This window comes from Bacillus cereus group sp. Bce019 (genome assembly GCF_051781745.1).
Lineage (GTDB): Bacteria > Bacillota > Bacilli > Bacillales > Bacillaceae_G > Bacillus_A > Bacillus_A cereus.
This window is the reverse complement of sequence record NZ_JBPWJX010000019.1, coordinates 75,753-100,432: the sequence shown is the minus strand read 5'-3', so window position 1 is coordinate 100,432 and position 24,680 is coordinate 75,753. Positions and strand designations below refer to the sequence as shown.

Sequence of the window (24,680 nt, the reverse complement as noted above, 5' to 3'; positions counted from 1 at the left end):
CCGGTACAATATCGAACTCATGCCCTAAAGGCTGCCTAATGAAACGACCTGTCTAACTTTATGGGGTCAGTTCATATCCAGGATCCTGCTTTCAATCCTGACCATCCTCCAGCTGGCTACAATTTGGGGTCACCTCATTTTATGTATGATGTTTCTAGGTGGCGTCCAGTTGAAGAAGCAAAATCACGAAAAGAGCCTTTACTCATTCTGCAAGGAGCACGTGATTATCAAGTAACAGTAAAAGATGAATATACAAAATGGCAAGAAGGGCTTGCAAACCGCAGGAATGTTCAGTTCAAAAAATATCCGAAATTGAATCATTTCTTCACGGAGGGTGACGGAGAATTAAGTCTTCCTAGTGAATACGAAATCCCTGCTAACGTTCCCGAATACGTCATCCAGGACATTATTACATGGGTTAACGAGACAAAAAAATAAGAAAACATCAAAAGCCTTCATGCAATTATCATTGCGTGAAGGCTTTTTGAAACTAGTGATTCAGAGATAGCTATTATAATGCAGCAAAACGAAAATTATATTTTTCTACGTACTAAATAAAATGCTAAGGAACCCATAATAACAGGTGCAACGAAGTCAAAAAAATGTGAAAAAGTAAAAGTAAAAAGAAAAAGATATGGTATAAGTGTATAGATCAATGCTAGTCCTATAAATAAAGGAATCCCAAATTGAAACTCTCTACATCGTTTAATTTTCCTATATAAGACTTCCCCAATTAGACAAGCTATAAGAGCTGGTATACTACCATAAGTGACGATAGTTTTTATAAATCCATGTAAGACGTCCGGGTGAATAAAGCTAGGATTAAAAATATATGAAATTAAGAACCATCCAAAAATAAAAGCAAATAGACTTGCAGCATAACTAACTACAAATTTGATTAAAGTAAGCAACGTAATCATCCCCATAATTTCTTAATATTATCTTCATTTTATCATTTTCTCTTAAAAAGATTCCAAAAGGATATACTTGCCCTTCAGCTTTCTTTTTTAACGCTTGTTCAAGACGTATTTTTTGATGTTATTTTGTATAAAAAACTTTTGGGAGCAACCCGCTCTATTAGGTTGATAGCGATGGGGTGCCGCCAGCATTCCGAAAAAATCACGCTAAGCCAAAAACCATAATAAGCTGTCCGTATGAGCAGCTTATTTACATAAAAAAAGACACTCTAAGGTGCCTTTCTCCGACTCGATAACCACTTTAATTTTACTAATGTGTATTGGACTTTCCATCCTCATCAATGAATGGAAAGTAGAGATGCTTCAATTATGTACCGATTTGGAGCGTCTCCTATATAGTCAAAAGGATAACAAGTTGTTAATGTTAATGTCGGCTCACTTTTTTCTACAATAACTGTTCGATCTTCTGAATCTGTTACCCAATGCTTGTTAATTTTATATGTATATGTTTTATTTTCATATTCCACGATAAGTTGGTCATTTTCCTTTAACTGACCAAGCTCGGTAAAAACAGTATCTCTATGTCCACTTAAAACTGTATGACCATTTCCTGATGGTGTAGTAGTTAAGTCACTAACAAACATACCTACACCCTTTTTTAGTACTTTATCATCAGCTCCCCAATATATAGAGTATTTCTTTTGTATTTTAGGGATAATTAAATATGCTACTTTATTTCCTAACTGATGGTTTACCTTTGAAGCAGGAATTTGTACAGGTTCTTCTTGTAATGAAGTGTCAGTCTTTATCTCTGTCTCTGTTTGATTGATGTTTTGCGTTTCATTTTCTTTAGAAGATGTGGAGGTCTCATATTGTTTAGCCTCGTTAGTTGTTAACGACTCTGCTGATTGTCTAGCACTATACCATTCTAGAAAATAATAGGAAAAGATAGTAAGTCCAATAACAGTTAAACATAAGCCTATCCATTGTTTTTTATTCACTCTTATCACTCCATTTGAAAACGACAGGATTTCTCCTGCCGTTTTAAGGAACTATTTTATGCGTTTGTCTTTTTACGACGGAACATTAATACAGATCCAGCTAATGCTAATCCTAAGCTTGCTAACATCATTGTAACACCGTTTGATGCTGTATTAGGTAATTTTTCACCTTGTTTTTTCGTTTCTTTTTTCACAACTGTATTAGTATTTTTCTTTGTTTCTTTTACAGTTGTTTGAAGCTTAGTTTGTTCTTGTTTATTATTTGTTGTTTGATTGTTTTGTTTTGAATTCTCTTGCTTAGTGTTTTCTTGTTTAACAGGTTCTTGTTTAGTATTTTCTTGTTTAGGTTGTTCTTGAGGTTTAGTAGTTTCTTTATTTTCTGTTGTAGTATTTGTGCTCTTTGGATATTTATAATCTTCACATGGAATGCCGTCTTTATCATTATCTAAACGGTGCGGATCATTTCCAACACCATATCCATTTTGATCCCAGAATGCTTGAGCATCTTGTTGACTTTTAAAATGGCCACAGTTTTTTGTATCATTAGGACTCTTAGCTGCAAATGCAGAAGAACTGTACCCCACTGTTAATAGTGTTACCGCTGTTGCTGAAGCTAATAATTTTTTCATAAATTTCTTTATCCTCCTAAATGGTATGTATTTACATTGAAATATTTTACATTCTAAAAATTAAAAATACAATAATAATTTGTAGATAAATGTAATATTTCTAGATAATAATACCAAACTATTAATTCGTATATTGTCATATTATGTCGAAAGAAAATAAAAAAAGAGCCAAGGCCCTCTTTAATAACTACTAATAACCATAATCACTATTCTCACAGTAATATGAATTTGATTTAACACAACAAATATATGTTGTTTGTTGGATAAATAATGGCCTTGATGAAGCTTTAACTGAAGTGGCATTTAACATCCTCAAATAAGAAAGTCCGTGTATCTCCCTGGTGTTAATCTAATTGTTTGTGGAGTTGTGAAATTAAATGTTCTACTAGTCAATGTGACGAACGCAGCAAATATCGGGCTAAAACTAAAGCGAATAAGAGTTTTATTGTGGTTAGTTGTAAAATTTTCAAATAGAGTAATCGTAGAGTTAGATGGAATTTCAAGACTTGTAGGGTTAGTTTCTGATCCAAACATTGTAAAGGTCTCTATAAAACAGTTGGTAAAATTTGAAGAGTTACATGATTATCTTTATTGAGATCAAAATAAGCTTACACATCCAAGTCGTTGATAATAGCTAATATTTGATGATCTGTCCATTTGCCATTAATCCTTATATTTTCTTTCGCTATACCTTCTTTTTTAAACCCCACTTTTTCTAATACACGAATAGATGCTATATTATCAAGCATCGCTCCTGCTTCAATTCTATGTAGCTTTAATTCCCTAAAAGCAAAATCTACAACAAGTTGAAGAGCCTCTGTTGTATAGCCCTTTGCATTATGCTCCTTATCTAAAGTAAATCCCGTATAACAGCTTTGGAGGTCTCCCCTAACAATTTGAGTTAATGAAATGTCTCCAATCAGTTTATCATTTTCTCTTAAAAAGATTCCGAAAGGGTATACTTGCCCTTCAGCTGTCTTTTTTAGAGCTTGTTCAAGACGTATTTTTTGATGTTATTTTGTATAAAAAACTTTTGGGAGCAACCTGTTCGAAAAATTGATAAAGAATAAGCGATTGAAGGATGAAAACAGAAGACTACAAGGAAAACTGTATGAACAAATATAATGAAACAAGGCTCTTACTTTGTAGTGGTATCCACAAAGTAAAAGCCTTGTTTTTTCTACTCATTTTTTATATCAGTCTTGATTTTCCGATGGAAAGGCACAGAAAATCTACTACAGAAGTTGTGATACCTCTAGGATTAACAAATTCTTTAAATTTCTGTGTACTACGTACAAGCCCTCTACTTTTGGCACGTACCTCTAATTCAGCTCGAACTTGTATTGTATCCAGAGCCATTCTTTCTAAAGCATGCGCAGAATATTTACGATCATTAATTTCGAGTTTTTAAAACTCATTTATTGTAACTGTAAAATGTGGTTTGAATTTTACTTCGATTGTTTTGTTTTCTACGCCACCTTGGACATATAATGAGTCATTACGGGTATAGATTCGTTTCGCCGAATGCATCTTGGTTTCAAAGATGCGTTTATTTTTATAATACAAATTTAATTCAACAGTTTCCTCGTAATAACACATAATCATTACTAATTCAAAGCCTAATTTATCTATTTTATTATATCTATATGCACCTGCACCTGGAATAAAATAATCTTCTGGTTCACTCTCGAATATTTCTAATAATTCATATTCATCATATTGTATATTCAATTTAACAACTCCTTACGTGAATGGGCTCAATCCACTTTATTTATAATATTCACGATTTATTAGGTACAACGGATACAACATCGCCATTATCATTCAATACGACTCTAACATCTTTCCCATCGTATTGCCATAGACCAGGTTTATTTCCAGGTTTTTTAGTAGCATGCTTAATTGTTTCTTCTACTACACTTGGTGTTACACCACGTGGATCAACTTTTTTTAATTCCTCCATGTATTCTTTTGATCCGAATGTGTAACCATTCCTTTCAGCTCTTTCACGTGCACGCTTTGTAAGTTCTGCTCGAACCTGAATTGTATCAGGCGCCATTCTTTCAAGCGCATGTTCAGTATACTTACGCCCATCAATGACGCCGCCACCTCTTGGCATACTCCATCCAATTTCTTCTGTTACCTTTGATACTTTTCCTAAATCCTTCGCTTTTTGCTCTAATTCTCCATATTTACCAAATACTCGACCAATAACTTTAGGAGTGCCACCTACTAGTGTAGAAACAGTTCCCCATACATAATCATTCGGCTCATATTTTCTGTCTGTGAAAAATTCTCTTCCGTTATAAAGTTGCAGACCTTGTTTAATTTGCCCAATAACTGGCATAAAATCAAGTGACATGGACCCAAGTTCATTCGTACGCTTCTGTTCTTCCAGATATTCTTTCATTTTTTCAGGTGGTACACCAAAATCCTTAAGACGATTTGTTAAACCGTCCATGTTTCCGACATTTTTAGCTACGTTAGATGTATCAATTTTATATCCCGCAATCTTATTAGCGGAATCTAAAAGGTGGTTCGTAGCGTCGATACCTGACATGATATCTGTGTGAAGAGTTGGGAAGGCTTGTTGCGCTTCTTTAATGTGTGTAGAAACACTTCTTGTTAAGTCTTCGACCATCAAAGCTTGCTTATGTAAAGATTTAGCTGCTGTATCTACTGATTTAGCAAATTTATCTACACTTTTATTAAAGGTGTGTAAATCTTTAGCCATGGATTTATATGCGGGTATCCTACCCTTGAAATCTTCATGCCAATCTTTTATTTCTGTTGCAGTATCCTTTAATCCATTTGCTTGTTTTTTTAATTCATCTTTCGGTAAGGAATCTATGAATCCTTTTATCGGTTGAACATATGCTTCATCTATTTCTACAGGAAAACCATAAGCCGCGTCTAGTTGTGCGGCAAAAATCTGTGCATATTGGTCCATGAATTCTGCCACGAGTTCTACTACTTGTCTTTTCGTTTCTGGTATCAAATCTTTAGCAGCTTGTACATTGTTAATCATTGTACCAGAGTCTTTTGTTGCTTTATCTAAAACCATAATACTATCTTTTAATAACATAAACTTATGGATTTTACTAAAATCATCCTCCATCATTTGCAAGTTCGTGAGGATAGATTGATATTTTACTTGTACATTTGGGTCAGCTTCTTTTGCGTTTATGTTATCAACTAAGCTTTGTATATGAGATCCTTTTAAAGTCGTTAGGAACTGATTCAAACTTTGTGTCAATTCGCTAGATTCTAGTATAGCCGTATCGATATTCTTCGCTTGATTAGCATCAGCTAAGCGTTTTGAGTGTTTTTGTATTAATTCTAGTCCGAATTTCAAATCGTTTACATCTTGACGAATCGCATCCATTTTATTGGATAAAGATTGATCAAACAAAACTACAAATAGTTTTTTTACAACGTATGTCTTTCCGTTATAATTTACTCTAAACCATAACGGATCATCTTCTCCCACTACTTCAAGAACTTCATCGTCTCCAACTTGAATAGGATTATATCCTTTTAAAACTGTTCTTGAACCGTATATATTATGATCAAATGAATTAATTTTTACCCAGCCTTTGACCATCTTTCCTGTTCTGTCGAATTGAAACTGTTTACCTTTATAAGTTACATCACCTTTTTGAATTGCCCCTTCATCGTTTGCGAAGTACCAATGTGTAGCCTGCGGGAACCAGCCTTTTTGGGCTGCACCAGTTGTTCTATTAAAATAATAGTCCTTCCCGTCAACGGTATTCCATCCCACAGCTAGATTACCATTTTTATCGAAGAGATAGGTATCATCCCCTGAACGTAATAATCCAGTATGTTTCACGCCTGGTTTGTCATAATAGTATTTCTTTTCTCCATCTACAACCCATCCAACCGATTTATTGTTTTTTATACCTGATGTTTCCATGATTGTTCTATATAAGAACACAGAAAATTGCTCTCTTGTGACAAGTCCATTTGGATTAAAATTTCCATCACCAGTACCATTTGTAATTTTATTTCCAGCTAATATTTTGACATATTCGTTAGCCCAATGACCTTTCATATCCGTAAAGTCAAAATTCCCTTTCGGTTTTAAATCGAATGTTCTGACAAGCACTGTAGCCATTTCAGCACGCGTCATATTATTTTTCGGATTGAATTGTTTCTCTACATTTACGCTAAATATGCCCCGTGCAGTAAGTGCCAAAATTTCCTTTTTAAAATTGCTGTCACCAATATCAACAAATGGATTATTGGTACTATCTTGCGGTTTTAAATATCGATACAAGAATGCAGCAAGATGTTCGCGAATAATAGGATCCGTAGCACCGAAATATCCATTTCCGTATCCTGTTATAATCTTATTTTCAGCCATATACATCATTTCTTTATATGCCCAGTGGGTTTTAGGAACGTCAATAAAAGATGATGAATTCACTTGACCATTTTGTTCTGCATACGCTGTTCCTACTGTACTGAATAATAAAATACATATCACAGAACTTAAAAATAATTTCTTAATTGTATTCATAATAGATCTCCTATTCAATTTTTAAAAATATAATTGCAAAATCAGCACTTATTTTATCCTTCATTTACGGCGTCTTATATAATTATCAAATTTCTATTCATACTAATATTTCGCATAAGGACAACCTAAGTCATTCTGTCTAAACAATAATTAATTCATAAGATGTTTCATGTTTTAAATGTAGTAGCCCGTTTATGGAACCTTCTTAATAAACAGTAAAACCAAGTTTTTTAATTTGAAAATCCCTTAGTCTAAAATTCGCATTATGTTGACGAGATCCATAATAATACTAATCTCCTTTCTCTTTGACGCGGCCTATTTGATTTAAAACTTCGACTTCCTCTGTAAACATTGGTGCATAGGTAGAAAGTAATTAAAATAATGATAATATAAGTCCTATGGTTTTCTTCATACTCGCATCTCCTTATCAATTCGTAAAAAACTTTTTAATTATATATTAGGTTTATTTACTATTAAAATAAAAAAATATAAATATGCATAATTGCATATTTACCTTCTCAATAGAGTGTACTCTATTGAGAAGCTTACAAGTTATTGATTTTAAAGGATTTAGAGTTTCTCAAATACACTTATCAAAATCGAAGCGTGGTATTTAATTTCAGATTGGCCCTTGAAACTCATAATCGTTTCCGTACCCCTATAATGCTATTCATTTTTTTATACATTCCTATCCTAGTGTGGGTTGCAGAGTTTCCGTTTTTTACTGAATTAGCCGAAAAAATCACGCTAAGCAAAAAATATAATAAGCTGTCGATATAGACAGCCCTTTACATAATTATCGTTATTGGAATCAAAATAAGCTTACACATCCAAACTGTTGATAATAGCTAATATTTGATGATCTGTCCATTTGCCATTAATCCTTATATTTTCTTTCGCTATACCTTCTTTTTTAAACCCCACTTTTTCTAATACACGAATAGATGCTATATTATCAAGCATCGCTCCTGCTTCAATTCTATGTAGCTTTAATTCCCTAAAAGCAAAATCTACAACAAGTTGAAGAGCCTCTGTTGTATAGCCCTTTGCATTATGCTCCTTATCTAAAGTAAATCCCGTATAACAGCTTTGGAGGTCTCCCCTAACAATTTGAGTTAATGAAATGTCTCCAATCAGTTTATCATTTTCTCTTAAAAAGATTCCGAAAGGGTATACTTGCCCTTCAGCTGTCTTTTTTAGAGCTTGTTCAAGACGTATTTTTTGATGTTCTTCTGTATAAAAAACTTCTGGGAGCAACGGGCAAACTCGTTGAAAAAATTCGCGATTTCTAATATGTAAGTTAGCTAACTCGTTAGCATCAGCGGTTTTATAAAGCCGGATATAAATGTGCTTCCCTACTAGTTTCATAACATCCCTCCAACATTTTTTATTACAATTTTATATGTCTAATGAGGAAAAAGTATACCGTATACTATATACAGTTGGATAATATCAGGAAGCATTTTGCACGAAAGAAAAGACACTCCATATGAGTGTCTTTTCCAATAGTTTTTAGCAGAAGCAAGAAGCTCCAACGATGATTAATAAAATGAATAACACAACTAATAAAGCAAAGCCTCCCGAGAAGCCACAACCGCCACAACTACCACCATAACCCATAATAGTTCCTCCTTTAGATAAGAGGGGAAAACTAAGGTTCACTCATGTATTTTAATGGATTCGTTTTATCTTATGTTTTTTCGTATTGATTGAGCAGGTCCTTTCGAAAACTATTCACATATTAACTATATTTTTAAAAATGAATAATTTAACTATAACAATAAATAGATAAATTAATATAATGTATTAATTCTAAAAGAAGGGAGGAATAGCCATGCAATTAGTTTGTTTTAAAATAGTAAGTGGTCAGTATTTCTTGTTTGTAGAAGGTATTCAAATTCCTGTACCAATTCCAGCAGTTGCTGCAGCTTTATTAATTGGTTTAGGAGTAATTCCACTTTGTTCTTAATGTAAGGAATTCAAATCATTCCTATCTTTCCATTGGAAAAGCCTCAAGTATAGGAATACTTGAGGCTTTCTTTATATTAAAGAAAAAACACCTTACAGCGCTTGAAGATCTCCTGATTTAACTAATGCGGCCGTTACATCATCACCGAAAGTATTGAGACAGAATACTTGCTCTTCTACCGTATCCATCACTGTAGCTTCACCTATCACGCCACCTTGAAGTTTAATAAAATAGTTATGTTCTTCTACAATTTTACTAAAATCTCCATTTGCCCATCTTTCAGTAATTGCTAATAGTTCTTCTTTGTTCTTGAAATTGTTTCCGTTTAGAATGTTTCTTACTTTCTCTGCATTCTTTTTGGACATAGGGGTTGCTCCCTTTCCTTCACACGCTTTTACTTTTTGATGAGTCATACTATGCATAGCTGAAATCACTTCTTCTTCAGTAGAAGTTACTGTAATGTGAAGTTGTGCATTTGAGCCTTTCACTTCTGCTTCATTCGATAGTGTGTCTTCTTTATTAACCTCTGCAAAAACATGGTCCTCACTCTGAAGCGGGACTTCAGCAAACTGTAACATTCCATAAGTCATACCAGTTGCAAGTACTACTCCCCCTATAATAGATGCTAGCCAATACGTTAGCTTCTTGTCCATCTTCATTTCCCCTGTCTTCGTTTACATACATTAACTAAAGAATATCATATTTAATTCCTTTTTATTGAAGAGTCTCTAATTTCTACTATCTAAAAATATTCTCATCGTCTAATGTAATACGATATAATCATTTTATAATACAAAAAAAACATATTCTCATTCCCTATTTTTTTGGAGGTGATTGTCTTGAATAAAAACATCAATCTACTTCTTCAAATAATAATTGGAATTATAATCATGATTGCACCTATTCTCATAACAGGATCTATATACGATGTCACTAAATCATTTGGTGAACTATTAGTGGCAGAACTTATTATAAGAACACTTTCTCTCATTATTGGACTTTTAGTTATTAGCACAGCTTTGCATTGTTATTCTCAATAATTATTCACGTTCAAAAAATACAATATTTCACATACCAATTCTTATGTATGAAGACAACTAAAACAAGTGTTACAAAAAAATATAAAAAAGACATCTTTTCTAGGGAAAGATGTCTTTTTTATATAAACCTTAATGTTCGTTCTGTAAAACTCTCGCTTCCTTTACTCCTTCTTTCTCTTCTTTTAAGAATAACGATACGATAAATGCAACAATAATAAAGATTAACCCAAGTGCAAATGCACCTTGGAACCCTGAAGTTAAACCGTTTAACTTCTCTACTGGATTCAGTGGATTTGCGGAGCTTTCCATATACTTAGTTGTTCCTGAAGACATTTTCGAAATAAAGATAGCTGTACCAATTGCACCAGCTACTTGTTGCAACGTATTAAACAGTGCTGTTCCATGCGGATATAAATCTGGTGTTAATTGATTTAAACCGTATGTTTGTGCTGTCATGACAAACATAAGTCCAACCATTAATACGCTATGCATAACAATAATTTGTAACATTGATGTATCAGGAGTAATGCCTTTAAATAAGAACATTGCAATCCCTACTAACACAATGCCGGGAACGATAATAACTTTCGGACTAAATTTATCAAATAGTTTACCTGCGATTGGTCCCATTATAGCGCTAATAACACTTCCTGGAAGCATGATAATTCCTGATTTAAAAGCTGTAACGAGTAAAACGGTTTGCAGGAACATCGGTAATAAAGTCATCGTTGAAAATAACGACATCATCACAATGACAATTAATCCGACTGATAATGTAAACATCGGAACTTTAAATGCGCGTAATTCTAAAATTGGATTCTCAATTTTTAATTGTCGAACGACAAAAATACATAATGAGATAAGCCCAACAATTAAAGCACCATATACTTTCGTATCAGACCATCCTAAATCACCTGATGCACTAAAGCTATACACAAATCCGCCAAATCCTAATGTCGATAAAAGGATTGATGGGTAATCTACTTTTGGCCTTGTTAACTCTGAAACATTTTGAATGTACTTCATCCCAATCATAATGGAAATGATCACGACAGGAATAACAATATAGAATAACCAGCGCCAATTTAATGAATCCACAATTACTCCAGATAATGTAGGACCAATTGCCGGAGCTGCCATCATCACAAGTGCGATTAATCCCATTGTCGCACCACGTTTTTCAGGCGGACAAATAATTAAAATCGTATTCATTAATAACGGTGAAATTAACCCTGTCGCTACCGCTTGGACAATACGGCCGATTAATAAAACAGAAAATGTTGGTGCAAATCCCGCAATTAATGTACCAGCTAAAAACGTTACCATAGCGATCAAAAACATTTGTCTCGTTGTGAGCCATTGCTGAAGTAACGCTGTAATTGGGACTAAAACCCCAACCACCAACATGTAAGCTGTAGAAAGCCATTGAATCGTTGAAGCTGTTACGTCAAATTCCTTCATTAATACTGTTAACGCATTACCAAGTAATGTTTCATTTAATAATGCAACCATTGCTCCTAAAAGTAACGCAATTAAAATGGGGGTATGTTTCAAATTAGAAGTATCAACTTTACCACTTGCGGGGCTCTTAGTTGTCATATTCATTTACAGATTCTCCTCCTGTTTCTTACTTAAAAAACTTTAAATACACCAGAACACATGTAATATAATATACATATGTAGATTAAAAAGGGAGAATCAATTTTCAACCACTGTATATTTAATCTACAAAAAAGGAGAATTGTAGATGAATGATAACGAAAAACAACTTGATTTACGTATTAGACGTACACATAAATTACTGTGGGATTCCTTATTTGAATTAATGACGCAATCAAAACAGAAATATAGTACGATTACGATTAACCAAATATGTGACCGCGCTATGGTACACCGAACAACCTTTTATAAACACTTTGAAGATAAAGATGCTTTATTAACATTTGGATTTAAACGATACGGCAAGATGATTGCTGAAATACCGGTTTCAGATCGATTAAGTAAACCATTTCAAGTAATGGAACAATTCCTACATCATGAAGAACTCGGTAAAATATTAGAAACGCAAATGTCTGATGAACAATTTATTACCCGTACACATTATTTAAGTCACGAAACGAGAAAACAAGAAATAGAAGCATTAAATCAACTTTGCAAAAACCATACGATACCAAATGATTTAATCATTGAGTTTTATTCAGGGGCAATCACCTCATTAAGCACATGGTGGTTTAAAAATAAAAAAAGCGTTTCTGCTGCTGAAATGGATAGGTATCTCCACCAACTTATTAATCGGGATATTTTTCAGTTTGAAGAGGAATAAGACTACACCTTTTCAATCATGCAATCAAATTGACCACAAAATAGGAATATGATATATTTTCCGTAGAATACTATATAAGTATGACATCAAATAAAATGGCATATAATAAAAAGAAGAGATGCGCTAACATCTCTTCCCTAACTGCTACCGCTTAGGGTGGTGGTTATTATAAGCTATTTCTTTTTGCGGAACCCACCCTTTTGCTTGTGACGGCGCGGAGTGGGTTTTTTGTTGTCCTTATCCAGAAGTTGCTTCCGCAAAAAATACGCTGAAACTTCGCGCACAGTCGCTTTGACAAACTCTTTTACAAGGTCAAACAAAAACTCCATATTATCACCTCCTTTCCTTCCGAATAGAAAGAAGGGATAACCATCCACCCTCACAATATGCAGTTGACTTTATTTTATCAAATGATTGTAAAGATATTATGTAAACAAAACAAATGAAATTTTACATAGAAAAATATGAGTTTATATTATTTTCATTTTTAATAAGACTTTTTTAGATGCTATCTTCAAATAAGGTAACATCTAAAAATTGTGCAAAGAAATTTCCACCTAGTATCTTCTTATATTTTATGTAGTCTGCGTATTTAATCTTTTCTACGTTCTTTAATTACTTATTGAATATAGTCATACAGATTTTTCGCTAACAATAAACAAGTTACTGTAATGAAAAGAGCACGAACATACCCGCTCCCTTTTTTTATAGCAAATTTGGAGCCAACAATCCCTCCAGCAATTTGAGCAATCCCCATTATAAAACCATATGCATAGTTTACTTGCCCTACATACATAAACATCAACAATGCACCAACATTACTTCCTAAATTAAGAAGCTTCGCATTACCTGCTGCTTTTAAAAAATCATACCCAATAAATAAAAGAGAAAACATTAAAAACGAACCTGTTCCAGGACCTAGAAATCCATCATAAAAACCAATAGCAAAAATAAAAAAGGTAAAAATAATGACGTGTCGACCAGACAATTTCTTATGAGTGGAAATACTACCCCAATCCTTTTTGAATATCGTATAAATAGCGACCGCACCAAGCATAATCAACATCAATGGCTTCAGTACTTCTGGATTCATTAAATGAACGGTCCATGCCCCTATTATGGAACCTATGAAAGTGAGCGGAACTAATTTAAACGCCGATTTCAAATCAAGATTACCAGAACGATAAAACACAATATTACTAGTTGCACTCCCCATTGTTGATGCTAATTTATTCGTGGCTACTGCACTTGCTGGATTCAATCCTGTAAATAATAAAGCTGGTAAAGCAATGAGTCCGCCACCACCTACAACTGAATCAATAAATGCAGCTACAAATCCAAAAACAATTAAAATCATTAATACAGATGGGTCTAAATAAAAATCCATACTAGTAGCCTCCCCTTTAGTCACTATTGTAATAGTAACTATCAATTTGCTAAATGTAAAGAGTTATTGTAACGTTGAAATATAAAGTGAAACTTTAATCAGTGGGGGTTTTGTTCATCCCCCACTGATTATTAGCCTTCACCAATCGGGCTTTTACGGGCAGCCCGCCCCCCACCTAACTTCTTTGCTTCCGCTGAATTTTGAGGTGGGGGTCTTACTGCCCGTTAAAGCGGGATAAAAGCAAACATCGGAGGACGAAAAAAGTGGACTACATAGTGCAACAGCTTAAAAAAATTGGTTTCAATGAATATGAAGCTAAATCTTATGTATCTCTTGTTAAACAGGGGCCTGTCACAGCCTATCAAGTGAGTAAGGATTCGGGTGTCCCAAGAGCGCGAATTTATGAGATTTTAGGTAACCTTGTAGAAAAAGGAATTGTCATGAAAGAAGAAATAAATGACACCACTCGCTATTCACCTCTACCTGTTGAAATCTTTTTACAGAAGGCGCAATCAGAATGGCAGTCTACATATGAAGGAATAAGTGATTCATTAAAAAAACTAGAAACTTCCGAAGAAAAAACAGATAATCGAGTGATTACTTTAAAAGACAATCAAACAATCATTAGCTATTGTCAGGCATTAATAAAAAAAGCAGAACGACGTATTGTCATTTCAATGTGGGATGAGATGTATGAAGCGTTAAAAGAAGATCTATCTGAAGTAGCTGATAAAGTTACAATACAAGGTATTACCCTACATGTTGAAAATCCCATTAAAAATCTAGAAGCCCATCGCATAACACCTTATACAGAAACCTTGTCTACAGAACATTGGTTTATTGTATCGATAGATTCTAAAGAGATGATTTATGGACCATCACTTGAAGAGCGTAATATTGCTTTTTATACAGATGACCCCGTTCATATATACTTATTAGAGGATTATGTATGGCATGATGTTTTAGTAAATCGACTTGTCCGACGTAGCCAAGATGACTTGCAGCAATGGATTACTGCAGAGAGAAAGTCTTTCTTTATGGGGAAATAAGAAGCATATTCAAGAGCAAACCAAAAGATTTGCGTATTAAACCTAACAACTTCTCCGTACAAAAATAGCCGACTATTATATAGTAAATATTCGGCTATTTTTGTATAAATTTATACAGACGCTGCCATTATCCCAGCGATTAATGAGATAAACGCTTCTCCCACTCTTTCACCTTTTCAATTGTTACATCTAATTTTTTAGCTATTTCTTCTACACTCATTCCTTTAAAGAGCATTCCAGCTGCCGAAAGTGCTTTATCAATTTCTTCTTGCTTCTCTTGTTCATATAAACGACCTACTTTTGTCATCCGTAACCACTCCTTTACCTTTTTATATGCCTTCTTCTATTTTATCATCAAATCTCCACAAACCGCCCAAACTCCTTCAAAAACCTCAGCTTAAAACTCCCCACAGGTCCATTCCGATGCTTCGCCACATGAATCTCCGTCATCTCTTTCTGCTTCGTTTCCTTATCGTAATAATCCTCGCGATACATAAGCATAATGACATCCGCATCTTGCTCAATTTGTCCTGTCTCTCTTAAATCAGATAAAAGAGGTCGCTTATCTTGCCGTGACTCTACAGAACGAGACAATTGCGACAACGCTACTACACAAACATTTAATTCACGTGCTAATTGCTTAAGCTTACGCGAAATTTCACTAATCTCTTGAAATCGATTGCCCTTATGCTTCGGATCGCCCGTAATAAGCTGCAAGTAATCTACAATAATTAAAATCTTTTTATCACTATGCTTCCTCTTTAACTTACGAGTTTGCATCCAAATATCTTGCACCGTAACACCTGCATGATCGTAAATCTCAAGTGGCAATTCACCAATCTCCGCAAACGCCTTACTCACCTTTTCCCAGTCTTCCATCGCAAAACGATGCTTCGGATTTTTCAGTCTACCTCCTGACACTTCACCTACGCAAGACGCCATCCTTTTTAACAATTGCTTACTACTCATCTCTAACGAAAACACTCCTACCGCCGCTCCAGACTTCGCCGCATGCAGCCCCACATTTAGCGCAAACGCAGTCTTTCCCATAGAAGGACGCGCACCAAGTACAACAAAATCACCTTCCTGCAATCCGCACGTCATTTTATTTAGCGATGTATAACCAGTCTCAATACCAGTAATCTCTTTCGCATCTTGATGAAGCTCTTCATATAAATCAACTAGCGCATCCTTCAAATCAAACTCACATACACAGTCCTTCTCCTCTAACTCACAAAGTGCTGTAATCGTCTCACCAATAATTTTCTCATTCTTCTCCGTAATAAGACGCTCTCCCATCTTGTGCCCGAGAACACCTGCCTGATACATTTTCCAGGCACCTCGAACAAGCCCCTCATAATATGAGAAGTTGCTAGTAGTAGGAACACCATCCATTAACCCTATAAAATACTCCATTCCCCCGATGCCCTTCAAAAAATTCGGGTCCAACCTAGAAGTGAAAGTCACAAGATCAATCGGTTGCCCCTCGCCCTCCATCTTTCGCATTAACTGAAAAATAGACTTATGTACTGGCATTGAAAAATACTGCTCCGTCAAACGGCACTCCTTAATAAGCTCTCCATCAAGTAATAGAGAACCTAACACCGTCTTCTCCGCCTCCACATTTTGAATACTCATGGCCGCCACCCGCGCTCCGCTAAAAAGCGCTGCAACTCTTCCTCAGATGGCGCATTCTTCTCCCACTCCTCACACCTCGCCAAAAACTCCTCCGTCTCCCCCGTACTAACAGACGATCCCTTCTTCCTAAAGCTCGCCGTATCCGCCTCAACCTCAGAAACTTTCGTAAACCCTTTCCCATGCCAACCTCTCAAAATGCCCTTCACATAAGCAACCGTCCTCTTATTATTCTCAAACGCAATTTGAAGAGCCTTCAGCACAAGCTCCTCTGACAAATCTTCCATCCACGCACTCAGTTCCTCCACAGTATGAGGAGACAAACTACCGAAATGTTGCTCATAAAACGTGAACACCTTACTTCCCGTCTCTTCCTGAACAACCTCTTCTTCCTCTGTCTCCTCACAAATTGGCTCAACATCATCCACAGCCAAATCACTCGGCATACCGAAATGTGCTAAAAGCATCGGAACATTCAGCTCCTCCTCTACACACTTCTGAAGAAACATATGTACAAACTCCTTATTCTTCACACCCTTCAGCTCACGAAGCACACACTTCTCCACATTCGTATTCGTCACAGGATTATAACGAAGCCAATTCAAAACGAATAACTCCCGCGTATCCGCATCATAAAGAATCTTCCCATAATCAACAAAACGCTGCACAAGCTTATCAACAGTCTCCCTGTTATAACCCGTCTCCATCTCAGCTAACCGCTTCGGAAAAGGAAAAATCCCGCACTGCGTCGTCTTCGAACAAGTTAATAAGTAAACATAAAAATATCGCTCCTCCGGCGTCAAATCCAAAACAAAATCATCCTGCCAAAAATTCACCTGCACATTACGATACACTGCCATCCCAATTCCTCCCGTCTTCGTTCAAAAGCGAAAGCCTCTTCATAATATATATGGGAGGACGGCCAGGTTTTTGGCGTGTTATTTCAAAATTTTTTTCGACTCCTACTACGGTGTTTGTTGGTGTTTTTGTTTTGTTATGTTTTTTCTTAGTGATTTATTACTTGGTAGGGGCTTGTAAGGGGCTTAGGAGGGGTTAGTTATCGGTTACTTCGATTAGGAAAACTCGATCTGAGAAGCCACCTCGTTCTTCTGCTTTCTTTTTTCGGATGCTGTTGATTTCTTCTAGTGTTGTGCCTTCGTGTTCGGCTAGGGCGTTTATTAGTTCTAGTAGGTCGGATAGTTCTTCGAGTTTATGTTCTTTTGTGTCTGCTTCTAGGTATTCGGTTAGTTCTTCTTGTGTTTTGTTGCAGATTTCTTTTATGTATTCTTCTTCGGGTAGGATTCTTGTTGTGGGTGTTTTTCCGTTGGATTTTATTATTTGTGGGATTTTGTTTCTGATTAGTTTGTTGTAGGTTGGCATGTGGGTTTCCCTCCGTTTGATTTTTCTTCTATTATAATGGAAAAGCAGTTTAACTAGGTGTTAAACTGCTTTGTTGCTTCTTATTAATTAATATCAATTTTTTCTACTAACATTGCTGGAATACTAATTTCGCCACCCATAGTAGATTTATAAGTATATATACCTGCAGATTTCCCCTTAACAGTAACATTATCTTTTTCTAACACTCTTGAATTTAGAATGTCACTTTTATAAACAACGTATAATACTTTATCGTAATTTCCATTAACCGCTATTCTTAATTGAGTCTCACCTTGTCCTTCCATTACTTGAAGAACTTTTCCTGTAAATTTAGCTTTCTTTCCTTTAAAATCATCCGGTGTTCTAGCTAATTGATCATATGTAATTCCTGTTTCATATCCAATGCGCTCTTCTTCCTCTTTTGCTGCTTTCTCCGCTGCTGCTTTCTCTGCCGCCGCTTGTTCTGCTGCTGCCTTCTCCGCTGCTGCTTTCTCTGCTGCTGCTTTCTCTGCCGCTGCTTTCTCTGCCGCTGCTTGTTCTGCTGCTGCCTTTTCCTCAGCTGTTAACTCTTTCTTCTGCTCAGCTTTAGCTGGTTTAGCCACAGCTTTTGTCTCTTCTGCCTTTTTCGTATCATCAGCAGTTACACCAACTAAAACAAACATTGCTATTACACCTATTCCATAGAACTTTAACACACTTTTTCTATTTCGTTTTCCTTCTTCTCCCCATCTAACTACTAATTGAGGTTTAATAATCCCAATAATTAATGCTATTAAGCATACAACAAATAATAATGCAAATAAAGTATTCAAATCGCTTATCCCTCTCACTTTTTTATTTAATTACAATTAATTTCATTCAAACTATATATTCCCATGTTTTAATGTTTTTTTCAACACAAAATTATTTGATTGATTTGTCAGATAATAAAAATTAACACTTATCAAATAAACTACCTGTAAAAATACTTATAAAGGTAGTAAACGGAAGGATTTGTATTACAATGATGATCAATGAAAAAAGAATAAAGCATGATATCGAAAATAGTTTTTAGTCTTAATAAAACAGAAAGACAGATTCCCCATTTTATTACTAATAGGGAAACTGTTTACTTACAGGCTATATTTTATTGATTGCTTCTTTTATATACTGTTCTTCCTCACCCGTAAAAAGAGTGGGGAATTCGGCTAATGGGATTTTTGATTGTTTGATTATATCCTCTATATCACTTTGAGAGATATCAAGATAGTTCGTTACCTCTTCTATTACATTGAAAAACTCCTTCAAAGTAACTTGAACTTCATGATGACTCGGATCCTTCTCTTCCTCCTTATACTTTTTCAACGTCCCTATCACATCCATAAAACGCCGATCAAATTTCTCTTTTAGTTCCTTATTATTATAAAAAGCTCGAACACTATCCGTTGAAAAATGTTCCTCTAGCCATTCCTTATTTTCTTTCTCCCATATAAAAGTTTGCAAAAACGAAGAAAACAAAGCGACATCCACTCGTTCTTCCTTTTGAAACTTCTTCGTCATCTCATCCATATGCGAAAGTACCTTCGCAATTCTTTCTTGCTCCGCCAAAAGCAATTCCCTTTGAAAATGCATTTGTCTTAAAAATTCTTCCGTCTCTATATCACGCTGCAATATAATATTTTGAATTTCACTAAGTGAAAAACCGAGATGCTTAAACGATTGAATTTGCTGCAGCACATACAAATCATCTTTCGTATATAACCGATGCCCACCCTCAGTATAATCGCTCGGCTTCAATAAATTAATCTTGTCATAATAACGAAGCGTCCGCACCGTAACATCCCCAACACTTGCAAACTCACTAATCATCCACGCCATATCATCACCTACTCTGATAACTTCTGTTTTACATACTGAAGCATACGAGAAAAATTCATCTCGGTCTGCCTACAATATTGAAACAAACCTAAAACAATCAATACAAAAGGAACATTCCCTCTATACCGATTGTCATACTCACTAATACCATCATAAAAGTACTCATACTTTCGTCTTCGTAAAACGATATAAATCGCAATAAATAACACTGTGACCACAATAAAAATCCGCTTTCCCCTTATCTCCACTTCTTGTTTCATCACCTATTCTCCTTCCACCGCATACTTATCTTCTTTAAATAACGGTATTCGAATGAAATAGCGATATGGTTCGTCGCGTATTACTTTCCACGCAACAAAAATCACTTGAACTACCTCAAAAACAAATACGATTCAAAACAAAACATCACTAATACGCGAACTAATATTAAATAGAAGAAAGATTAACAAATGAAAGTTGAACGCCTTTCGGCAATGGTATTTGTACATCTCATTTTTCCGTGCCAGTGTAATGTACATGAGTAGTGGTGAAAAGATTCCTATTGCGGCTGAGAGTAATAGCATGATGATGGTGTTTCTTTTTTCTTTTCTGGTGGTTTTCATGAGTAGTTTTGTCCCCCTTTTTATTTTGTCTTCTTTAGGTTAGGGGGTGACGTTGGGGGAGGTGCAAGGAAGAAATTTATATATGTTTGTTTTTTAATCGAAAATTTATTAACTAGCTTTTCAATTCTTCAATATTGATATCGTTCTTTAATACATGCTGTAGGCTGCCGAAAAAAGTGAAGTAAATAAAAAACAACTCCATAATCTACTTCTAGTGTATATTTTGGAACTAAATACCCCAAAACACTACTAATCTTAAATGTATATAAAATAAGTTTTTTCAAAGTATTATTTCATAAAAAAAGGGCCAAAGAAATACTTCCCTGGGCCCTTAATGATTCTTATTATTTATTCTAATTCTCAATGATAGCTCCGAACCAAATCCCCATTAATTTATACTCATTACTCCAGCGTTATCTAATATTAATTTTTTAATAGGTACCTGTAGTTAAACAATACAATAGTCTTATAGCCATTATGGCGATTTAAAACCGGCGCTCCGACTCAATAATTCGCTTCATTTCCTCAATCTCATCATCAACAAACTCAGGAACAAGATAGCCTCCATCAATTGCTTCCCTCATCCGTTCTTCTTTTTCAGCCAGCTTTTCATAAATCTTTTGATCAATAAAATTATAAATTTCCCCATCGCTCACCGTCATCAAATAGTAATATCGTGTACTTTGATTTTCAAGCAATCCAAGTCGATGAATACGATCACGTGATTGTAGCATAAAGGTCAAGTTATAGTTATATTCAAAGTAGATTGCATCATGGACAATATTGTGTAGAGACACAGATTCTCCAAGCGTGTTCGGATTGGATACTAGCACTTGTATTTCATCTGTGTTCTCTTTAAATTTGTGGATGATATCGTCGCGTTCAGCACGAGGCGTGCCGCCATAAATTACTTTTGTATTAATGCCTCTTTCATTTAATACACGAGTGATTTTCTTCAATGTATTTACGAACAGCCCCCATACTACGACTTTCCTATGTTTCTTCACTATATCCATCACAAGTTCAATACCTGCATTGAATTTAGGGGAATCCACATTTGCTAAATCCCAATCACTTACTTCACCAATGACCGCTTGATGAATGCTTTCTTCTAGCTCTTTTCTTGCCTTCGCACTGACCTGATCATAGGAATCATTATCTATACTGGCATCTTCACTAAAACCTAGATCACTGTAATTTATCGCCTGATTGACAATTTCAGGGTTGGTTGATAATTGAATCATTCTTATCCAGGTCGCTAGTGGATTTTGCGTTTTTGTGTATAGTATTTCCGCTAGACGAAGCTGTTCTTTAGATGGAGGTATTTTTATAATATTGTCTTTATCGGCTGGTGGAACACCTAAATCTTCCTTGCTAGTTCTCCAAAAATAAGGAGCCAATTTTTCATTAATCTCATCAATTTCCCAACTATCGGGATTTTTCAGCATATTCTGCTCAAATCCAAAATATGCACTATATTCCTTTTTAAATAAGATATTTAAGAAGTTATATATATCTAAATAGCCATTAGGAATAGGGGTTCCTGTTAAGACGTAGCGATAATCGACCTTGTCTGCTATTTCTAAAGCAGCAAGGGCCCGTTTAGCCTGCACCCCTTTTACACGATGGACCTCATCATAAACGAGCATAGTATCCGAATCATTGGCTAAGCATTTTATGATTGAATCTTTAAACTTTGGTAGTGATTCATAGTTAATCAAAATCAAATTTGCAGAAGACCACTGAGCTTCTAGCGCATATTTATTCCCACCAATAGATTCATCATGGACACTAAGCGCTCTTAAATTTTTTTTACTTTGAAAGACAGCTTGAAACTCTTCCTTCCAAGACATAAAGGCGTTAATTGGACTAACAACTAATAATCGCTTAATCGGTTCCTCTTTTCGCTTGCTATTTAGATAGGCGAAAACACCTAATAACATAGCCGTTTTCCCTGCTCCTGGAACGGAAAAATTTGCCGCTCTTTTTTGTGTGAGCATATACATAGCTGAGCGAAGCTGTAATGCTTTTAGAGGTCTGGAAACTTCTGCCTCCACGACTTCCTTAAACTCCTCAAACTCTTCATCCCACCTGCTATCTTGATTCTTCAAGGTCAAGCCTGATTTTCGATATTCTTCTATGGAATACTTCTGACCATTAATATAGCTATCTACACGTGAAGAAACGATAAAGTTGAACTGATGTTTATCTGCTTGCTTATTGGCAAGTTCGATTATCCTTTCAATATCTCGATAAGTTAAATCTCCCCTGAAAAATGGATAGCCCTTGTCTTCATCTACATAAAAGCTGAATTTATTCCTAAAGGTCTTTTTTGTACTTACTTCATCTTCGCTTTTATCAACGAAAAAGAAATGTATATCGTTCATATCAAAAATAATGGAATTATTATCAGGGTTTGGTATTCTTTGAATCTTTCCTATATCAAACTCTTGTAGAAGAGGATAGATAATTTCTGTGGCATCAATCACTTGAACACCTGGATAATTATCGTTCCATAAAAGAGAAAACTCTTCTGCTTTCTGATTTATACGAGAACGAACATTGATACTTACGTCCCAAGAAAAATCCACATCAAAGGAATCAAAATTGTTCTCTATAGCATTTGCTGTTTCATTGAGTGAACCATTAAAATAAATGATATCCCCCTGCTTATCTTCAAATAATCCCCATTTTGTGTGGAACAAACCGTTTTTCACTAGACCAAACTTCACATCTGCTTTTCCCTGTGATATCAAGTAGGCTAAATTTCCTAGACGTTGCTTATCAATCTGGGTTAACGTTTCCCCTTTTGAGCGTTCATGATATCCTACCTTAATTTCTTCAAAATCCTTTTCTGAAATATGTTGAGAAATGATGAATTGAACATAGCCATCATTTTCAGCAATCCTATCTAATCCTTCAGCGTATATAGAAAGTGCTTTACAAGAAAAATAGCCACTCACTCGTTTATAGCTAATAGATTCACCCAATATTGGATTATAAAATTCATCTGAAACACTATGAATCATCGAGTTATAACTAGATTTAAGATGACCTTGCAGATTCTTTAACAAATTTACCCCTCCATAGAAAGAAGCACATCAATTTGTTTCCTTAGCTCTCCCAAACTTTCATTTAACTTCTGCCTTTCAGCTTTAGGCAATTCTTGGACAATTCTTTTATCAATTGATTCAATTGTAGTGATTGCCTTATCTGCAAGTTTTGCTGGCATGTTTTGTTCTTGACGATTTTTGGACTTTTCAGAGTGCTTGTTTGAAATCTTTTGAACTTCTGCGATTGCTTGAACTACTTCTTGATTATTATGCAAACGAGAAAACAGTTCGACATTGTTCTTGATTGGCTCTTTATTATCTAAAGCCTCTACAATTGTATCAGTTGACTCTTCCATTTCTTCAATGAATTTTTCTTCATTTTTAGTACCAACAACCGTTTTGACTATTTGTCTGAATTCTTGTTTGTAATCCTCTTTTACAGAACGCACCTGAATAATTTTTGCAAACAAGCTGTTCAATAACTGATCTGCGTTTGCTGTATTCTTGAATTTTTTATACTGAGGAAGCATATCTCGAAGTGGCCCATCTAACTCTAATTGTTTTGCCAACGCATAATTATCTGGATTGGTATTCGAGAATTCTAAGAATTTCACAATTAGCTCTGCTTCAAGCAGTAAATTGCTTACCTCATTAGGTTTTAGTCCAGCAAATTTAGAATATTCCGTTGCAGTCATAATAGTATTCACTGAAACGGTTTTGTAGGCATCGATTGCTCTATCAATCGGATCGTAATCTACTTTATCCAATCTTCCAAATTGAATCTGTAATTCCAGCGACTTAATCCGCTTTCGGTCATCAATGTTTTCTACAGATAGATCATCTAAAATAACTGCTTCGAAATATTGCTGTTCTATTATTGCAGGATCCTGATCAAGTAATCTTCTTGCTGTAAAGCGGCGATTGCCATCAATGACACGCCCATCGCTTAAAACATAGCCAGGCTGATCTTGGCCTTTCATTGCAATATCTCTTTTTAAGACTTCCATATCTTTTTTGGTCTTATCGTCATCGTTTGTTAACATATTTTGAACAATCATATTGTATTCTTCGTTATGCCCTGGGGACAATTTCCCGTTAGCACTTTCATAATTCGACAGTGCAACACCAATTCGACCATTTTGCTCATTATAATAGAGATACTTTAAAGGGATGGCGTAGGTTTTGCCACTATACTTTTCTCCACTCGCCTTTTTGATAGGAACATTAATATCATGTCCCCCATCCTTAACAAATCCTTCATTATATAAATCAAACAGATTAATATTTCCCATAAATCT

25 protein-coding genes and 4 pseudogenes are annotated in these 24,680 nt (G+C 35.2%); 6 read left to right on the top strand and 23 right to left on the bottom strand.

Annotated features, from left to right (window positions below; genetic code table 11):
• Positions 1-75: 75 nt before the first annotated feature.
• Positions 76-438, top strand: a pseudogene (locus tag ACS2QP_RS21990) (alpha/beta hydrolase); the annotation flags it as partial.
• A gap of 95 nt (positions 439-533) precedes the next feature.
• On the opposite strand, the gene ACS2QP_RS21985 reads toward ACS2QP_RS21990, so the two are convergent.
• From ACS2QP_RS21985 to ACS2QP_RS21970, 4 genes and pseudogenes are all read right to left on the bottom strand, one after another.
• Positions 534-920 (bottom strand): hypothetical protein, encoded by a 387-nt coding sequence (locus ACS2QP_RS21985; protein ID WP_438882847.1) that lies wholly within the window; start codon positions 918-920, stop codon positions 534-536.
• A 25-nt stretch (positions 921-945) separates the two neighbouring features.
• Positions 946-1,068 (bottom strand): annotated as a pseudogene (locus tag ACS2QP_RS21980) (GNAT family N-acetyltransferase); the annotation flags it as partial.
• A 187-nt stretch (positions 1,069-1,255) separates the two neighbouring features.
• Positions 1,256-1,918: a class D sortase gene (locus ACS2QP_RS21975; RefSeq protein ID WP_438882845.1), complete on the bottom strand. Its 663-nt coding sequence runs from the start codon at positions 1,916-1,918 to the stop codon at positions 1,256-1,258.
• Positions 1,919-1,974: 56 nt separating this feature from the next.
• Entirely contained in the window at positions 1,975-2,547 is a 573-nt protein-coding gene (locus tag ACS2QP_RS21970) for an excalibur calcium-binding domain-containing protein (protein WP_438882844.1), read from the bottom strand.
• Positions 2,548-2,941: 394 nt separating this feature from the next.
• Between ACS2QP_RS21970 and ACS2QP_RS21965 the strand changes: the two genes are divergently transcribed.
• Positions 2,942-3,142 carry a hypothetical protein gene (locus ACS2QP_RS21965; protein ID WP_438882843.1) on the top strand — a complete coding sequence of 67 codons (201 nt, stop codon included), beginning with the start codon at positions 2,942-2,944 and terminating at the stop codon, positions 3,140-3,142.
• Between the two features lie 13 nt (positions 3,143-3,155).
• On the opposite strand, the pseudogene ACS2QP_RS21960 reads toward ACS2QP_RS21965, so the two are convergent.
• The 5 genes and pseudogenes from ACS2QP_RS21960 to ACS2QP_RS21940 form a co-directional block, all read right to left on the bottom strand.
• Positions 3,156-3,593: pseudogene (locus ACS2QP_RS21960) on the bottom strand (GNAT family N-acetyltransferase); the annotation flags it as partial.
• Between the two features lie 361 nt (positions 3,594-3,954).
• Entirely contained in the window at positions 3,955-4,278 is a 324-nt protein-coding gene (locus tag ACS2QP_RS21955) for a hypothetical protein (protein WP_001025898.1), read from the bottom strand.
• A 49-nt stretch (positions 4,279-4,327) separates the two neighbouring features.
• Complete coding sequence (locus tag ACS2QP_RS21950; protein WP_438882842.1) at positions 4,328-7,087, bottom strand: S-layer homology domain-containing protein; 2,760 nt, start codon at positions 7,085-7,087, stop codon at positions 4,328-4,330.
• Positions 7,088-7,909: 822 nt separating this feature from the next.
• Positions 7,910-8,455: a GNAT family N-acetyltransferase gene (locus tag ACS2QP_RS21945; protein WP_000779763.1), complete on the bottom strand. Its 546-nt coding sequence runs from the start codon at positions 8,453-8,455 to the stop codon at positions 7,910-7,912.
• Between the two features lie 144 nt (positions 8,456-8,599).
• The gene (locus ACS2QP_RS21940) at positions 8,600-8,707 is read right to left on the bottom strand and encodes a YjcZ family sporulation protein (RefSeq protein WP_000540375.1); all 108 of its coding nucleotides are present in this window, start codon (positions 8,705-8,707) and stop codon (positions 8,600-8,602) included.
• Positions 8,708-8,921: 214 nt separating this feature from the next.
• Between ACS2QP_RS21940 and ACS2QP_RS21935 the strand changes: the two genes are divergently transcribed.
• The gene (locus tag ACS2QP_RS21935; protein WP_001177693.1) at positions 8,922-9,056 is read left to right on the top strand and encodes a hypothetical protein; all 135 of its coding nucleotides are present in this window, start codon (positions 8,922-8,924) and stop codon (positions 9,054-9,056) included.
• Positions 9,057-9,148: 92 nt separating this feature from the next.
• Here ACS2QP_RS21935 and ACS2QP_RS21930 read toward each other — a convergent pair whose 3' ends face one another.
• Positions 9,149-9,709, bottom strand: a complete 561-nt coding sequence (locus ACS2QP_RS21930) for a PRK06770 family protein (protein ID WP_438882841.1) — start codon at positions 9,707-9,709, stop codon at positions 9,149-9,151.
• 186 nt (positions 9,710-9,895) lie between these two features.
• On the opposite strand from ACS2QP_RS21930, the gene ACS2QP_RS21925 reads away from it, so the two are divergent.
• Positions 9,896-10,096, top strand: coding sequence for a hypothetical protein (locus ACS2QP_RS21925; RefSeq protein WP_438882840.1), 201 nt, complete (start codon positions 9,896-9,898; stop codon positions 10,094-10,096).
• 129 nt (positions 10,097-10,225) lie between these two features.
• Here ACS2QP_RS21925 and ACS2QP_RS21920 read toward each other — a convergent pair whose 3' ends face one another.
• Entirely contained in the window at positions 10,226-11,701 is a 1,476-nt protein-coding gene (locus ACS2QP_RS21920) for an MDR family MFS transporter (RefSeq protein WP_438882839.1), read from the bottom strand.
• A gap of 142 nt (positions 11,702-11,843) precedes the next feature.
• Between ACS2QP_RS21920 and ACS2QP_RS21915 the strand changes: the two genes are divergently transcribed.
• On the top strand, positions 11,844-12,419 hold the full coding sequence (locus ACS2QP_RS21915; protein WP_000999318.1) for a TetR/AcrR family transcriptional regulator: 576 nt from the start codon (positions 11,844-11,846) through the stop codon (positions 12,417-12,419).
• Between the two features lie 173 nt (positions 12,420-12,592).
• On the opposite strand, the gene ACS2QP_RS21910 is transcribed toward ACS2QP_RS21915, so the two are convergent.
• Both ACS2QP_RS21910 and ACS2QP_RS21905 read right to left on the bottom strand, forming a co-directional pair.
• On the bottom strand, positions 12,593-12,748 hold the full coding sequence (locus ACS2QP_RS21910) for a hypothetical protein (RefSeq protein ID WP_000394753.1): 156 nt from the start codon (positions 12,746-12,748) through the stop codon (positions 12,593-12,595).
• Positions 12,749-13,038: 290 nt separating this feature from the next.
• Positions 13,039-13,806 carry a TSUP family transporter gene (locus ACS2QP_RS21905; RefSeq protein WP_000348456.1) on the bottom strand — a complete coding sequence of 256 codons (768 nt, stop codon included), beginning with the start codon at positions 13,804-13,806 and terminating at the stop codon, positions 13,039-13,041.
• A gap of 263 nt (positions 13,807-14,069) precedes the next feature.
• Between ACS2QP_RS21905 and ACS2QP_RS21900 the strand changes: the two genes are divergently transcribed.
• A complete protein-coding gene (locus tag ACS2QP_RS21900) occupies positions 14,070-14,855 on the top strand; it encodes a TrmB family transcriptional regulator (protein ID WP_048565174.1) in 786 nt (261 codons plus the stop codon).
• 139 nt (positions 14,856-14,994) lie between these two features.
• Here ACS2QP_RS21900 and ACS2QP_RS21895 read toward each other — a convergent pair whose 3' ends face one another.
• From ACS2QP_RS21895 to ACS2QP_RS21850, 10 genes and pseudogenes are all read right to left on the bottom strand, one after another.
• Positions 14,995-15,162, bottom strand: a complete 168-nt coding sequence (locus tag ACS2QP_RS21895; protein WP_000169783.1) for a hypothetical protein — start codon at positions 15,160-15,162, stop codon at positions 14,995-14,997.
• A gap of 47 nt (positions 15,163-15,209) precedes the next feature.
• Positions 15,210-16,493 (bottom strand): replicative DNA helicase, encoded by a 1,284-nt coding sequence (gene dnaB, locus ACS2QP_RS21890; protein WP_438882838.1) that lies wholly within the window; start codon positions 16,491-16,493, stop codon positions 15,210-15,212.
• Positions 16,490-17,350: a DnaD domain-containing protein gene (locus tag ACS2QP_RS21885; RefSeq protein ID WP_438882837.1), complete on the bottom strand. Its 861-nt coding sequence runs from the start codon at positions 17,348-17,350 to the stop codon at positions 16,490-16,492. Before ACS2QP_RS21885 ends, dnaB begins: the two co-directional genes overlap by 4 nt.
• A gap of 193 nt (positions 17,351-17,543) precedes the next feature.
• Complete coding sequence (locus ACS2QP_RS21880) at positions 17,544-17,870, bottom strand: nucleoside triphosphate pyrophosphohydrolase (protein WP_088351727.1); 327 nt, start codon at positions 17,868-17,870, stop codon at positions 17,544-17,546.
• Between the two features lie 83 nt (positions 17,871-17,953).
• Positions 17,954-18,682: a hypothetical protein gene (locus tag ACS2QP_RS21875; protein ID WP_016122017.1), complete on the bottom strand. Its 729-nt coding sequence runs from the start codon at positions 18,680-18,682 to the stop codon at positions 17,954-17,956.
• A 307-nt stretch (positions 18,683-18,989) separates the two neighbouring features.
• Positions 18,990-19,727, bottom strand: coding sequence for a MerR family transcriptional regulator (locus ACS2QP_RS21870; protein WP_438882836.1), 738 nt, complete (start codon positions 19,725-19,727; stop codon positions 18,990-18,992).
• A gap of 8 nt (positions 19,728-19,735) precedes the next feature.
• Complete coding sequence (locus ACS2QP_RS21865) at positions 19,736-19,987, bottom strand: hypothetical protein (RefSeq protein WP_438882835.1); 252 nt, start codon at positions 19,985-19,987, stop codon at positions 19,736-19,738.
• 3 nt (positions 19,988-19,990) lie between these two features.
• Positions 19,991-20,329 (bottom strand): annotated as a pseudogene (locus tag ACS2QP_RS21860) (DUF4870 domain-containing protein).
• Positions 20,330-20,814: 485 nt separating this feature from the next.
• Positions 20,815-23,403 (bottom strand): SNF2-related protein, encoded by a 2,589-nt coding sequence (locus ACS2QP_RS21855; RefSeq protein WP_438882834.1) that lies wholly within the window; start codon positions 23,401-23,403, stop codon positions 20,815-20,817.
• 2 nt (positions 23,404-23,405) lie between these two features.
• Positions 23,406-24,674 (bottom strand): RNA polymerase subunit sigma-70, encoded by a 1,269-nt coding sequence (locus ACS2QP_RS21850; protein WP_088106492.1) that lies wholly within the window; start codon positions 24,672-24,674, stop codon positions 23,406-23,408.
• Positions 24,675-24,680 lie beyond the last annotated feature (6 nt).